Origin of the sequence: Empedobacter tilapiae, from assembly GCF_004785645.1 — a bacterium.
Classification (GTDB): Bacteria; Bacteroidota; Bacteroidia; order Flavobacteriales; family Weeksellaceae; genus Empedobacter; species Empedobacter tilapiae.
Map to the genome: position 1 here is coordinate 57322 of NZ_SRPE01000004.1, position 13799 is coordinate 71120.

19 protein-coding genes are annotated in these 13799 nt (G+C 30.0%); all 19 read left to right on the forward strand.

Features of this window, described 5'->3' with window-relative positions:
• Positions 1-14 precede the first annotated feature (14 nt).
• From E4J94_RS06190 to E4J94_RS06280, 19 genes are read left to right on the forward strand one after another with little or no spacing between them, the layout of a single operon-like run.
• A complete protein-coding gene (locus E4J94_RS06190) occupies positions 15-926 on the forward strand; it encodes a dialkylrecorsinol condensing enzyme DarA (protein ID WP_135834989.1) in 912 nt (303 codons plus the stop codon).
• Between the two features lies 1 nt (position 927).
• Positions 928-2067, forward strand: a complete 1140-nt coding sequence (locus E4J94_RS06195; protein ID WP_135834990.1) for a beta-ketoacyl-ACP synthase III — start codon at positions 928-930, stop codon at positions 2065-2067.
• A 3-nt stretch (positions 2068-2070) separates the two neighbouring features.
• On the forward strand, positions 2071-2511 hold the full coding sequence (locus E4J94_RS06200; protein WP_135834991.1) for a hypothetical protein: 441 nt from the start codon (positions 2071-2073) through the stop codon (positions 2509-2511).
• Between the two features lie 4 nt (positions 2512-2515).
• Complete coding sequence (locus E4J94_RS06205; protein ID WP_135834992.1) at positions 2516-2971, forward strand: ABC transporter permease; 456 nt, start codon at positions 2516-2518, stop codon at positions 2969-2971.
• Positions 2968-3372, forward strand: coding sequence for a hypothetical protein (locus tag E4J94_RS06210; protein ID WP_135834993.1), 405 nt, complete (start codon positions 2968-2970; stop codon positions 3370-3372). The genes E4J94_RS06205 and E4J94_RS06210 overlap by 4 nt, the downstream gene beginning before the upstream one ends.
• Positions 3356-4357 carry a BtrH N-terminal domain-containing protein gene (locus E4J94_RS06215; protein ID WP_135834994.1) on the forward strand — a complete coding sequence of 334 codons (1002 nt, stop codon included), beginning with the start codon at positions 3356-3358 and terminating at the stop codon, positions 4355-4357. The genes E4J94_RS06210 and E4J94_RS06215 overlap by 17 nt, the downstream gene beginning before the upstream one ends.
• Before the next feature lie 6 nt (positions 4358-4363).
• Positions 4364-5089 carry an ABC transporter ATP-binding protein gene (locus E4J94_RS06220; protein WP_135834995.1) on the forward strand — a complete coding sequence of 242 codons (726 nt, stop codon included), beginning with the start codon at positions 4364-4366 and terminating at the stop codon, positions 5087-5089.
• 1 nt (position 5090) lies between these two features.
• Positions 5091-6368, forward strand: a complete 1278-nt coding sequence (locus E4J94_RS06225; protein ID WP_135834996.1) for an ABC transporter permease — start codon at positions 5091-5093, stop codon at positions 6366-6368.
• Complete coding sequence (locus tag E4J94_RS06230; RefSeq protein WP_135834997.1) at positions 6343-6780, forward strand: acyl-CoA thioesterase; 438 nt, start codon at positions 6343-6345, stop codon at positions 6778-6780. The genes E4J94_RS06225 and E4J94_RS06230 overlap by 26 nt, the downstream gene beginning before the upstream one ends.
• Positions 6753-7901, forward strand: a complete 1149-nt coding sequence (locus E4J94_RS06235; protein WP_135834998.1) for a beta-ketoacyl-[acyl-carrier-protein] synthase family protein — start codon at positions 6753-6755, stop codon at positions 7899-7901. Before E4J94_RS06230 ends, E4J94_RS06235 begins: the two co-directional genes overlap by 28 nt.
• Positions 7894-8433 (forward strand): 3-oxoacyl-ACP synthase, encoded by a 540-nt coding sequence (locus tag E4J94_RS06240; protein ID WP_135834999.1) that lies wholly within the window; start codon positions 7894-7896, stop codon positions 8431-8433. The genes E4J94_RS06235 and E4J94_RS06240 overlap by 8 nt, the downstream gene beginning before the upstream one ends.
• Positions 8434-8463: 30 nt before the next feature.
• Entirely contained in the window at positions 8464-8721 is a 258-nt protein-coding gene (locus E4J94_RS06245; protein WP_019975316.1) for a phosphopantetheine-binding protein, read from the forward strand.
• A complete protein-coding gene (locus E4J94_RS06250; RefSeq protein WP_135835000.1) occupies positions 8721-9917 on the forward strand; it encodes a beta-ketoacyl-[acyl-carrier-protein] synthase family protein in 1197 nt (398 codons plus the stop codon). The genes E4J94_RS06245 and E4J94_RS06250 overlap by 1 nt, the downstream gene beginning before the upstream one ends.
• A complete protein-coding gene (locus E4J94_RS06255; RefSeq protein WP_135835001.1) occupies positions 9914-10903 on the forward strand; it encodes a beta-ketoacyl synthase chain length factor in 990 nt (329 codons plus the stop codon). The genes E4J94_RS06250 and E4J94_RS06255 overlap by 4 nt, the downstream gene beginning before the upstream one ends.
• Entirely contained in the window at positions 10900-11673 is a 774-nt protein-coding gene (locus E4J94_RS06260; protein ID WP_135835002.1) for a polysaccharide deacetylase family protein, read from the forward strand. The genes E4J94_RS06255 and E4J94_RS06260 overlap by 4 nt, the downstream gene beginning before the upstream one ends.
• A complete protein-coding gene (locus E4J94_RS06265) occupies positions 11663-12289 on the forward strand; it encodes a LolA family protein (protein ID WP_168801833.1) in 627 nt (208 codons plus the stop codon). The genes E4J94_RS06260 and E4J94_RS06265 overlap by 11 nt, the downstream gene beginning before the upstream one ends.
• Entirely contained in the window at positions 12267-12890 is a 624-nt protein-coding gene (locus E4J94_RS06270; protein WP_135835003.1) for a hypothetical protein, read from the forward strand. The genes E4J94_RS06265 and E4J94_RS06270 overlap by 23 nt, the downstream gene beginning before the upstream one ends.
• Before the next feature lie 55 nt (positions 12891-12945).
• Positions 12946-13317 carry a 3-hydroxyacyl-ACP dehydratase gene (locus E4J94_RS06275; RefSeq protein ID WP_135835004.1) on the forward strand — a complete coding sequence of 124 codons (372 nt, stop codon included), beginning with the start codon at positions 12946-12948 and terminating at the stop codon, positions 13315-13317.
• Entirely contained in the window at positions 13317-13799 is a 483-nt protein-coding gene (locus E4J94_RS06280) for a hypothetical protein (RefSeq protein WP_135835005.1), read from the forward strand. Before E4J94_RS06275 ends, E4J94_RS06280 begins: the two co-directional genes overlap by 1 nt.

The following is a 13799-nucleotide window of genomic DNA, read 5'->3' on the forward strand; positions in this document are numbered from 1 at the left end:
ACTTAAACTTTTACATGAAGACCAACGTATTAGTTGTTTATTACTCTCAGTCAGGACAATTAAAGGAGATTGTTGATCAAACAACTTATGATTTAGTTCAAAACCAAGATATTAATTTAACAACATACAAGATAGAAATGGAAGAGGAATTTCCTTTTCCGTGGGATTTCTATTCTTTTTTTAATGCTTTTCCAGATAGTTTTCTTCAAAAAGAAAAGAAGGTTAAACCAATTCCAACCGAAATCTTGAATCAGAAATATGATTTGATTTTACTGTATTATCAAGTTTGGTTTTTATCGCCATCTATTCCAATAAATTCTTTTTTAAGGGATAAACAAACGCAACAACTTTTAGAAAATTCTAAAATAATTACAATTAGTGGTTCGCGAAATATGTGGTTCTTGGCGCAAGAAAAAATCAAAACAATCTTGAAAGAAGGCAAAGCAAAATTAGTTGGAAATATTGCATTAGTCGATCGTGCTCCAAATTTAGTAAGTGCAATGACAATTGTAAATTGGATGTTTTCAGGCGTTAAAAAACGAATGTTCAATTTGTTGCCTTTGCCAGGGATTAGTAAAAAAACTATTCAAGAAAGTAGAAGATTTGGCAAAATTATTCTAAATTCAATTCAAAATAATAATTACTCTAATCTACAAGAAAATCTAATCCAATCTGGAGCCGTTGAGGTAAAACCTTTTTTAGTTTCTGTGGATAAAAAAGGGAATCGAATGTTTAAAGTTTGGTCTAAAATTATTGATTCTAAACAAGGCAAACAGAGAGAAAAGTATTTGAAATTCTTTTATTATTATTTAATTTTAGCCATTTGGATAATATCTCCAATAGTAAATTTGTTATATATTATATTTTATCCGTTCAATTATTTTAAATACAAAAAACAGGTAAAATATTTTCAAGGAATAAAATAATATGCAAAATGTATATATAACGAGAACATCGAAGTTTTTGCCAAATAAACCAATTTCTAATGAAGAAATGGAAGAATTTCTAGGAAAAATAAATCAAGTTCCTTCAAAAGCTCGAAGAATTGTTTTAAGAAATAATGGAATCAAAACACGCTATTACGCTCTCGATAAAAGTGGAAATATCACGCATTCTAATGCTGAATTAACAAAAAATGCGATTGTAAATTTATTTGATAATCAATTCTCTCAAAATGATGTAGAAGTGTTGTCTTGTGGGACTTCAACGCCAGATTTGTTGTTGCCTTCTCATGCTGCGATGGTACACGGTTTATTGCAAAATAATGTTTCGATAGAGTTAAATTCTTCTTCGGGAGTTTGTAATTCGGGAATGAATGCGTTGAAATTTGGCTATCTTTCGGTAAAATCAGGGAATTCTAAAAATGCAATCTGTTCAGGTTCTGAGCGAGTTTCGACATGGATGAAAGCTGAAAAGTTTGAGCATGAAGTTGACAATTTAAAAGAATTAGAAGAGCAACCAATTATAGCATTTAAAAAAGATTTTTTACGTTGGATGTTATCAGATGGTGCTGCAGCTTTTTTATTGCAAAATCAACCAAACGAAGATTCGATTTCACTTAAAATTGAGTGGATGGAATCTTATTCTTACGCTCACGAATTGGAAACGTGTATGTATGCCGGAGGTGATAAATTAATGAATGGAGAAATGAAACCTTGGAGCGATTTTTCTTCGGAAGAATGGTTAAAGGAATCCGTTTTTTCTTTGAAACAAGATGTTAAAGTTTTGAATGGTAATATTTTAATGAAAGGAGTTGAAAGCATGAAAGCTGCAATGGATAAACATCAATTATCTTCAAATGAAATTGATTATTTGTTGCCGCATGTCTCGTCAAATTATTTTGTTCAAGGTTTATATGACGAATTTTGTAAAAAAGACATTCATATTCCATTAGAGAAATGGTTTATGAATTTAAGTAAAGTTGGGAATGTTGGTTCAGCGTCTGTTTTTTTGATGCTTGACGAACTTTTTCAGAAAAGAAATCTTAAAAAAGGGGATCGTATTATGCTTTGCGTACCAGAAAGTGGACGTTTTTCATATTCGTACGCTTATTTAACAGTCGTTTAAAAAATGAATAAAATACAATTACCCAATTATACGATAGAATTTATCAAACAATTGATTCCACAACGCGAACCAATTATAATGGTAGATGCTATTTTTGAATATGAAGACGGAAAAGTTGTTGGAGGTTTAACAGTCAAAAATGATTCAATTTTTGTCGAAAATAATCAATTGAAAGAATCTGGAATTTTAGAGCATATGGCACAAACAGTTGCTTTGTATACAGGTTATCAATTTTATATTCGAAACGAATCAGCTCCAACAGGATATATTGGCTCGATGAAGTCAATAGAGGTTAATCGTTTGCCAAAAGTGAATGAAAATTTAACAACAACAGCAATTATTTTGCATGAAGTAATGGGAGTAACTTTGGTTTCGATTGAAACAAAGATAGAAGGAGAAGTAATTGCAAAAGGAGAAATGAAAACAGTGATTGCAGAAACATAATTTTATGAAAGTAAATCAGGAAATTGATATTCAACAATTTCTTCCACATCGTGAACCAATGCTTTTTGTAGACACGATTTCTTGGATTGAGAAAACTTATGTTGAAGCTTTATTTACAATAAAATCGGACCAATTATTTATTCAGAACGAATATTTTACTGAAGTCGGTTTATTGGAAAATATGGCGCAAGTTTGTTCGACAATTATTGGACAAAACTATTTTATTAATTTTTCTGATGTACACAAAGGCGATGTAATTGGCTTTATTAGTTCAATTAAACAAGCTGAAATTATGCAATTGCCGAAAGTTAATCAAACGATTACAACAAAAGCAACGTTGTTAGAAGTTTTTGATTATGATGAATTTACAATTAGTCTGATGCAAGCAAAAGTTATCTTGAATGACGAAATAATTGCAACAGCTACAATGAATTTAATGCTTCAAAACCATAAAAAATGAAACAATCAGAAGTGCCACAAGATAAAGGACATTTAAAGAATTTCAACGAAGTTTATTACGCAATTGATGAACAGGGAGAGTTTTCTCAAACATTGAGTGCGGGTTGGGAAGCGAAGAATATTGTTCAGTCCGAAACTTTAAAAATTTTGGATGAACGCACAGAGGAAGCAAGACAAAAAGTAATTGATGGAAAAGCAAGTCCAATATTATATTTCATGGAATTGAAACGTATGGATTGGGAAATTTTGTCTAATTATGTGGGAATTTGGAAGATTTTTGTCAAAAGACATGTAAAACCAGCTGTTTTCTCAAAATTAAAAGAATCAACACTAAAAAAATATGCCGAAGCTTTTGAAATTTCGGTTGATGAATTAAAAAACTTTGATGGAAACCATAACTGATTTTAAACATTTTCAATCAGCACATTGCGAAAATGGAGTTGCCTCCAACTTATTAAAAAATAAAGGAATTGATATTTCAGAACCGATGATTTTTGGGATTGGTTCTGGTCTTTTTTTTGTGTTTTTACCTTTCTTAAAAGTTAATCATGCACCAGCAATTAGTTATCGTCCGATGCCAGGAATGATTTTTAATCGTGCAGCGAAGAATCTTGGCATAAAGGTGAAACGTCATAAATTTCGCTCTACAAAATCAGCTCAGACTTTCTTAGATGAGCAACTTTTAGCCAATCGACCTTGCGGTTTACAGGTTGGTGTGTACAATTTAACATACTTTCCCGAAGAATATAAATTTCATTTTAACGGACATAATTTAGTTGTTTTCGGAAAGCAAGATCAAACGTATTTAATCAGTGATCCTGTGATGCAAGAAATGACAAAATTGACTGAAAATGAGTTAGAAAAAGTTCGTTTTTCGAAAGGAGTTTTAGCACCAAAAGGACATTTATATTATCCTGAATTTATTCCAGAAAATATAGATTTTGAGAAAGCAATCAAAAAAGGGATTAAGAAAACGTGTCGTGAAATGTTAGCGCCAGTTCCGATTGTTGGTGTTCGTGGAATTAGAATGGTTGCGAAACGAATCAAAAAAATGCCAAAAAAAATAGGGAACGCAAAGACAAATTATTTTTTGGCACAAATGATTCGAATGCAAGAAGAAATTGGGACAGGAGGTGGAGGTTTTCGATATATTTATGCTGCTTTTTTACAAGAAGCTTCACAAAAATTGAATCAACCAAATTTGAATGATTTTGCCTTAGAAATTTCTGAAATAGGAGATAAATGGAGATATTTTGCTCTAAATGCATCAAGAGTTTATAAAAAACGAAATAATGCGCAAGATATTTACGATGTGATTTCGGATCAATTATTGGAATTAGCAGATTTGGAAGAATCGTTTTTTAAACGTTTAAGAAAAGCAATTTAGCCACAGATGATTGAAATTGAAAAATTATATAAAAAATATAAAAATTCTGATGTTTTTGCGTTAGAAGATTTTTCTTTGACGATAAAACAGAACGAAATTCACGGTTTACTTGGTCCAAATGGAGCAGGGAAAACAACCTTGATGTCGATACTTTCTGGATTGATTAAACCAACTTCTGGTAATGTTGTGATTCAAAATTTAAATCAAAAAACGGATTTAAAAAAGATTCAGAAAATCATTGGAATTGTACCACAAGAATATGCATTGTATCCAACTTTGACGGCGAGAGAAAATTTAGAATTTTTTGGAAAAATTTATAAAGTTCCTTCAAAAGAATTACACGAAAAGATTCAGCTTTTGACTGAAAAAGTAGGAATGAGTAAGTTTTTAGATAAAAAAATTGATTCTTTTTCGGGAGGAATGAAACGTCGTATTAATTTATTGGCAGGAATTCTTCATCAGCCAGAAATCCTTTTTTTAGATGAGCCAACTGTTGGCGTAGATATTCAATCAAAAATTGCGTTATTGGATTATTTACAAGAATTGCATCAACAAGGAATGTCGATCGTTTATACATCTCATCATATGGCAGAAGCCGAAGATTTTTGTACACAAGTTACGATTATGAATCAAGGAAAATCGATTGTAACAGCTGAACCGAAAGAATTAATCAAACAAGTAAATGCGTATAATTTGGAGGAAGCTTTTGTTAATCTAACTAAATTATCGTGATATGTTGAGCCAACTTTTAGCATGTATTAAGAAAGAAGTTTTGTTACTCATTCGCGATATTGGCGGATTGGTGATTCTTTTCATAATGCCTTTGATTTTGGTTATTACGGTGACTAAAATTCAGAAAAGTACTTACGATTCTTTTGCCGAAGCGAGTATTCCTGTTCTATTTATTGATCATGATCAAGATAGTATTTCCGCAATTGTAAAAAAACATATTTCACATTCTGGAAATTTAAAAATTGTAACTGAATTAAATGGAAAAAAATTAACGGAAGATAAACTGAAATCCGAAGTTTTTAAAGGTAAATACCAAGTAGGAATTGTAATACCAGTGCGATTGTCAAAAGATTTGAATTATAAAATCAATCAAAATGTTGAGAAAATTCTGAATGAATTTGCTTTTGATAGCACGCAAGTGAAATATAATCAACAAGTCAATCCAAAGACGATTAAATTATACTTTGATCCTGCTACTTCGCTGGCTTTCAAAGAAAATGTGTCGAATGTTTTGGATAAATTAATTACTGATACTGAGAATAAAAGTATTTACAAAGCATTTCAACAAGAAATGGGATCAAATGATTTAGGATTTCAGAATGAAAAGTTTATTCATTTTCAAGAGATTGTTCCAGAAGATTCTAAATCAGTTTTGAAACCAAATGTAACACAACATAATGTGCCTGCATGGACATTGTTTGCGATATTTTTTATCGTAGTTCCACTGTCTATCAATATTGTAAAAGAAAAAAGTTTAGGCACACATATTCGATTATTAACAAGTCCAATGCCATATTCTGTTCAAATTATTGGAAAAACCATCACGTATTTAATCATAAGTTTACTACAATTTACTATGATTTTATGTGTCGCTAAATTAGTTTTTCCATTGATTGATTTACCAGGTTTCAAAACGGATGGCATATTATTTTCGATTTACGGATTAACTGTATTCGCTTCTTTAGCAGCAATTGGATTAGGACTTTTAATTGGTACAATTGCGAAAACCCAAGAACAATCTGCACCTTTTGGAGCTACTTTGGTCGTTATTTTAGCTGCAATAGGCGGTGTTTGGATTCCAGTTTTTGCTATGTCAGATTTTATGCAACATTTCGCGAAAATATCACCGATGAATTGGGCACTCGATGGCTATTATAGTTTAATCTTGAGAAATCAATCTTTTCTTCAGATTGTTCCGAATATTATTTTGTTAACTTTGTTCTATATTATTACCTTGTTTGCCGCTATATATTATGATAAGTTCAGAAGAGAAGATTAAAAAATTAGTACATAATTCCAATTTCGCAGTACGATTTAATGAAACCGATCCGTTGGGAATCGTGTGGCATGGGAATTATATTACGTATTTTGAAGATGGAAGGGAAGCTTTTGGACGCCATTTTGGAATTAGTTATTTGGATATTCAAAAAAGTGGATTTGTAACACCAATTATTAAGTCGGTTTGTGAACACAAATTTCCGTTGAAATATGGTGACATATGTAGAATAGAAACGACTTTTGAAAATACTTTGGCTGCTAAAATGATATACAAATTCAAAATTTTCAATCAAGATGATAAATTAGTTTGCATCGGAGAAACGATTCAAGTTTTTTTAGATAGTGATGGTGAATTGATGTTAACATTACCACCATTTTTTGAAGAATGGAAGAAAAAAGTAGGATTATTGTAATGGAAAAAGTTTACATTAATCGAGTAAATATATTAACACCTTTTGGTAATTCTATCAAAATCAATTGGAATCAGTTAGTTAAAGGTAATTCAGCTGTTTCTAAAATTGATTCATTTGGTCATTTAAAGAATTTTTATGCAGGTAAAATTAGTGACGAAATGTTCCTAAATTTAAAAAATTACGTAAAAGATAATCAATATTATACTCGATTAGAAATAATTGGTATTTTGGCACTTCAATCTATTATTGATAAATCAAAAATTAATTCTAAAACGGGATTTATTCTTTCAACAACAAAAGGTAATATAGATCAACTTTCTGATTCGTTAGAAAAAGTGTCTATTCCAAATTTTGCCAAGAAAATTGCAGATTATTATGGATTTAAAACTGAACCAATTATCATTTCAAATGCTTGTGTTTCTGGAGTTTTAGCAGTTAATGTTGCAAAACGTTTCATTGAAATTGATGAGTTTGATGACGTGTATGTTTTGGCTTTAGATGAGTTGACAAATTTTGTTTTGACTGGTTTCAATTCATTTCAAGCAATGGATTTCGAGTTGTGTAAACCATTTGACAAAGATAGAATAGGTGTGAATTTAGGTGAAGCTGCCGCTTGCGTTTATCTTTCTAAAAATCAAGAAAAGAATAGTTTTGAAATTTTAGGAGAAGCTTCAATCAACGATGCAAATCATATTTCTGGACCATCTCGCACAGGTGAAGGCTTGGTGTTGAGTATAGAATCGGCGATGAAAGAAGCCAATATTTCATCAAATGAAATAGATTATATTTCGGCTCATGGAACGGCAACGTTGTATAACGATGAAATGGAAGCAATTGCTTTTAATCGTTTACAAATGGAATCGATTCCGACAAATAGTTTAAAAGCTTTTTATGGGCATACGTTGGGTGCTTCTGGATTGTTAGAATTGATTATTTCAATGAAACAAGCACAAGAAAATTTGATTTTGAAAAGTCATAATTTCGATGAATTAGGAGTTTCAGTTCCATTAAATATTTTGAATGAAAATCTTCAAAAAGAAGTCAATATTATTTTGAAAACTTCATCTGGTTTTGGAGGAAGTAATGCCGTAATTATTCTAAAAAAAGTTCAGAATGACTAAAGTTGAGATTAAAAGCGAACAAGTTTGGTTGAATGACGAACTTTATTTTGAAGATTATTCAGGAGATTTTGTTATATTTTCGAAAAATTTTTTCAAATCTTTCGAAATTGATTATCCAAAATTTTATAAAATGGATCATCAGAGTAAATTAGCTTTTTTAGCTGCTGAAATTTTGTTAAAAGATGAAAATACATTGAACGAAAATCAAGATATTGCATTGGTTTTTGCAAATCGAAATTCGAGTTTAGAATCCGATTTGAAACATCAACAAAGTATTCAATCTACTGATGAAATTTTTCCGAGTCCAGCAGTTTTTGTCTACACATTAGCAAATATTTGTTTGGGTGAAGTGAGTATTCGTCATCGATTGAAAACCGAAAATGCTTTTTTTATTTCGGAAAATTTCAATGAAGAACAATTAAAAAAGTATGCGAATTATTTAATTCGAAAAAACAAAGCAAAGAAAGTTGTTTTGGCCTGGGTAGATTATTTACAAGGTGATTACGAAGCGAAAATGTATTTAATAGATTAAAAACAATATTAGTTAACAATAAAAAATACTATGGAAAATTTAATTAACGACTTAAAAGTTAAAATCATTGAAATTTTAAATCTTGAAGATGTATCAGTAGAGGATATCAAAAATGATGATCCTTTATTTGGAGATGGTTTGGGATTAGATTCGATCGATGCTTTGGAGTTGATTGTTTTATTGGATAAAGAATATGGAATTAAAATTACTGATCCAAAAGAAGGAAAAACGATCTTTCAATCGGTTGAAGTAATGGCAGATTATATTGAGAAAAATAGAACAAAATAATGGCTAAAAAAGTTGCGATAACAGGAATGGGAATCATTTCGGCAATTGGTAAAAATGTCGAAGAGAATTTCGATTCATTAATTCATCAAAAGCATGGTTTATCACGACTCGAAAATTTTGAATCTATTCATAAAAACGAAATTTTTGTAGGTGAAATCAAATTATCGAACGATGAATTAGCAACTTTTTTAAATTTATCTCCGGAGAATAATTTTTCTCGAACAGCGATGTTAGGACTAATTGCAGTGAAAGAAGCTCTGCAAAATGCAGGAATCGAAAATGTAAATGAAGTCAGAACAGGACTGATTTCTTCAACAAGTGTAGGAGGAATGGATAGGACAGAAAATTACTTTTTGGATTATGAAAATCTGCCTGAAAAACAAAAGTATATTTCGAGTCATGATGCTGGTGCTTCTTCTAATCAAATTGCAAATGAAATTGGTTTGAAAGGCTTTGTATCGACGATTAGTACGGCTTGTTCTTCAGCTGCGAATGCGATTATGTATAGTGCGCGCTTGATTAATTCAGGAAAATTAGATCGAGTGATTGTTGGCGGAACGGATGCTTTGTCAAAATTTACCATTAATGGATTCAAAAGTTTGATGATTTTGAGTGATGAATTTAATCAACCATTTGATGAAAATAGAAAAGGTTTGAATCTTGGTGAAGCGGCTGCTTATTTGGTTTTAGAGTCAGAAGAATCTGTTCAAAAATCAAATAAAAAAGTCCTTGGTTATTTGATTGGTGCAGGAAATTCGAATGATGCGTTTCATCAAACAGCTTCTTCTGAAAATGGAGAAGGAGCGTATTTGGCGATGAGAAAAGCATTTGAAACAGCAACTATTCAACCAACCGAAATTGATTATATTAATGTCCACGGAACAGCAACAAACAATAATGATATAACAGAAGGTCGAGCTCTGAAGAGAATTTTTACAGAAAATGTTCCTAATTTCAGTTCTACAAAACCATATACGGGTCATACATTGGCTGCTGCTGCAAGTGTTGAAGCGGTTTTCAGTTTGTTAAGTCTTCAACATAATCTTGTTTATCCAAATCTTAATTTTCAATCTCCGATTGAAGAGTTGAATATCTTTCCGATTACAAAATTGGAAAAGAAAGATATTGAATATGTGTTATCAAATTCGTTTGGTTTTGGAGGAAATTGTTCAACTTTAATTTTTTCTAAATCATGAAAGAAATATTTGTAAACGGACTAGGTTTTGTAAATGCACAATTTATAGATGAAATTACGAATGATTTTCTTCCTTTAGAAACTTCAATAACAAAGGCAAAATCTCCTTCTTTTAAAGATATTATTTCTCCTGCGATGAGTCGTAGAATGGCTTCTGGAGTAAAAATGGGAATTTATTCTTCTCTAAAAGCTATGAGTGAAGCAGGAATTGAACAACCAGAGGCAATAATTACGGGAACAGCACTAGGTTGTTTGGTAGATTCTGAAAAGTTTTTGACAAATATTATTCAAAATAAAGAAGAGTTTTTAACACCAACAGCTTTTATTCAATCTACGCATAATACGGTTGGCTCTCAAATTGCTTTGCATCTTAGTTGTAATGCATATAATTTTACGTATACGAATGGTTTTAATTCCTTTGAAAATGCACTTTTGGATGGTTTTTTACAAGTTGAAAATCAAGAAGTAAATAATGTTTTGGTTGGTGGAATTGATGAAATTGGAGAAAGAACATATCAGTTGTTACAATTAATTGGTGAGATTGAATCAAAAGATAATCAGGGAATTAAATATAGTGAAGGCGTACATTTTTGTGTTTTATCTAACAAGAGAAACGAAAACTCTTACGCGAAAGTTTTAGATGTTTCTATTTTAAATCAATATGAAGATTTATATTCCGAAATTCTAAAATTTATTCAATTGAATCATATGAATTTAAGCGATATTAATGCGATTGTTTCTGGTGAAAATTTATTGAATGTTAATAGCTTAAAAAGAATAGAGTTATTTGAATACAAAGATTTTATTGGAGAATTTGGAACTTCTTCTGCTTTCGGATTTGTGTTAGGTTGTGAATTATTGAAAAATAAAACTTTACCAAACCAATTCAAAAAGAATGATGTAAAAGCTGAAAGTTATAAAAATGTACTTTTGGTAAATGGTTATAAAGGCAAGGATTTAAGTTTAGTATTGCTTCAATCAATATGAAATTTAGAGTTGCAACAATCCTTTTTGTGATTATACTAATCTGTTTGTCAGTTGGTTGTTTTACAAAAGGTTTTTCTTTTTTTTATTTATTGATACCTTTTTTTATTTGGTTAACATTGACAATTTTTGGAGCTTTTGAAATTCGATTTAACTATTTTTTGAAAGCTTATCATCGAGGAAATAATCATTCAGAGAAAATAATTTCTCTAACTTTTGATGATGGACCAACAGAATTTACGCCGAGAATTTTATCTATATTAGAAAAAAATAATGCAAAAGCAACTTTTTTTTGTATTGGTAGACAAATCGAAAAGTATCCTGAAATTTTTCAAGAAACTTATCAGTCAGGTCATTTGATAGGAAATCATACATTTCACCATTCTTCTAAAAACGGTTTTTATTCAACAGAAAAAATCATTTATGAAATCGTTTCTACCAATCAACTTATTAAAGAAAAAATAAACGTTACAACGAAAATTTTTAGACCACCTTTTGGTGTGATAAATCCGCATATAGCAAAGGCTTTAAACAAAACAAAACATAAGGTAATTGGTTGGAATATTCGTTCTTTTGATACAGTTATCAATGATGAAAAAAAATTATTGAACCGAATTACTGGTCAAATAAAGCCTAGTTCGATTATTTTGATGCATGATACTTCGGACAAAACGGCGAATGTTTTAGAGCAATTATTCGTATTTTTACAAAAGGAAAATTATAAAGTAGTTCCTTTAAATGAACTCTTGAAAATTGATGTATATGAAAACTAAAATCTTCATTTTATTAGCTTTTTTTCACTTGACAATTTTTGCTCAAGAAAGTAAAATGAGTAATGTTGAAATTGAAAATTTCAAAAAAGATATTATAGCTGATTCTAAGAAAATACAAACTTTAACTGCCGATTTTACACAATATAAAGTGATGAGTTTCTTGGATAAACCAATTGTTTCGAAAGGAAAATTGCACTTGCAAAATCCGAAAGCGATGCGTTGGAATTATACTCAGCCGATTGATTATAATGTGATTTTTAACAATGGGAAAATTTACATTAATGATGAAGGAAAAAAATCGAGTGTAGATTTACAAGGAAATAAAAAATTTGAAAAATTAAATCAATTAATCGTAGGAAGTGTAAGTGGAAATTTGTTTGATACAAACGATTTTGTAATAACTTACGTAAAAACAGATAAAGCCCGAATTGCGAAATTACAACCAAAAATAAAGGATGTAAAAAAGTACATTAAAGAAATTCAGTTGACGTTTTATTCAGGTCAATCGACAGTTACGGAAGTCAAATTAATAGAGCCCTCGGATGATTACACAAAAATTTTATTTACCAACAAATCTTTAAATAAAACAATCAATGCGTCTGTTTTTAATCCTTAGTTCTTTTATTTTAACCTCTTGTGGAACGACTTACAAAATTATTGATATACAAGGACAACAAAAGGATGAAAGGGAGTTTTTGAACCCATATTTTAGTTCAATTGATAAAGAATATAGTTATCGTTTCAAGATTACGTTCATGAAAAAGGAAATGAAAGGTAATTTTGTTGTGAAAAAATTGGGTTACAACTCGCATCGTGTGGTGATGACTTCTGATTTTGGGAATACGTTATTCGATTTGTCGGTTACAGACTACGATTATACTTTGAATTATGCGATGCCAGATTTGAATAAGAAAATAGTTGTTAAAACTCTTGCTGAAGATTTACAAGCGATTTTTAAGAATGATTTTCAAGTTGATGAGCGTATAAAAACGACAAATCAAACGATTTTAAAATCAAAAGAAGTGAGTTTGATTTTTGATGAAAATGAATTAAATTATTTCAAAGAATTAGTTCATTTGAAGAACAATAAAATTAAAACAATTAATCAATTTACTACAAATGAAACAGATTTTCCAGATAAAATCCTAATCAAACATAATAACTTTAATTTGAGTATAGAGCTTTCAAAAGTAAATATGCAATTAGAGGAAGAGTAAACAAACCTATAATCATCTTTTTTTAGATTATATTTGTAACTCAAAACAATTACAAATGCTTATTCCTAATCTATATACCATTAAAAATACTGAGAAAATTGATGAAACAAACTTTAAAGTTCAGATTGAATTAAACCCAAATCACCAAATTTTCGAAGGTCATTTTCCAAATAATCCAATTACACCTGGTGTTTGCATGATGCAGATAATAAAGGAAGTGACAGAAGGTTTTGTTTCGAAAGATTTGTTTTTGTATAAAGTTTCGAATGTAAAGTTTATGGCGACGATAAATCCGTTTATTAATCCTATTTTGGATTTGAATTTGAATGTTATTTGTGAAAATAATGAAGTGAAAGTGAAAAATTCTTCTTTTTTTGAAACGACAAATGCGTTGAAATTTAGTGCAATTTATAAAGTTCTAGATTAATGAAAACTCTATTATCTATCTTTTTATCGGTTTCATTTCTCTTTGGATTAACCTTATCCGAGTTGAGAACAGATTTTGAAAACGCTTCGAAATCATCGATTAATGTATCTATTTTGTATAATAAATTAGATGATTATTCAGGTGATAATCAAACAATTATTGCATATAAAGGAGCGTCTAAAATTCTGAAAGCAAGGTATATAAAAGATAAGGAAACGAAGAAACAATATTTTACAGATGGAGCAACTTTGATCAATAATTCGATAAAAAAGGACTCGAAAGATGTTGAAAATCGTTTAATTCGATTGATTGTGCAAGAGAATATTCCAAAATTCATCAAATACAATCAAAATATACAAGAAGATAAAACATTTATTGTCGAAAATTATAGTTCTGCTCCAAAAGAAGTAAAAACTTTAGTGAAATCTTACGCCAAAAAATACAATACTTTTACAGCGCAGCAGCTGAAAAAACTAAATTAA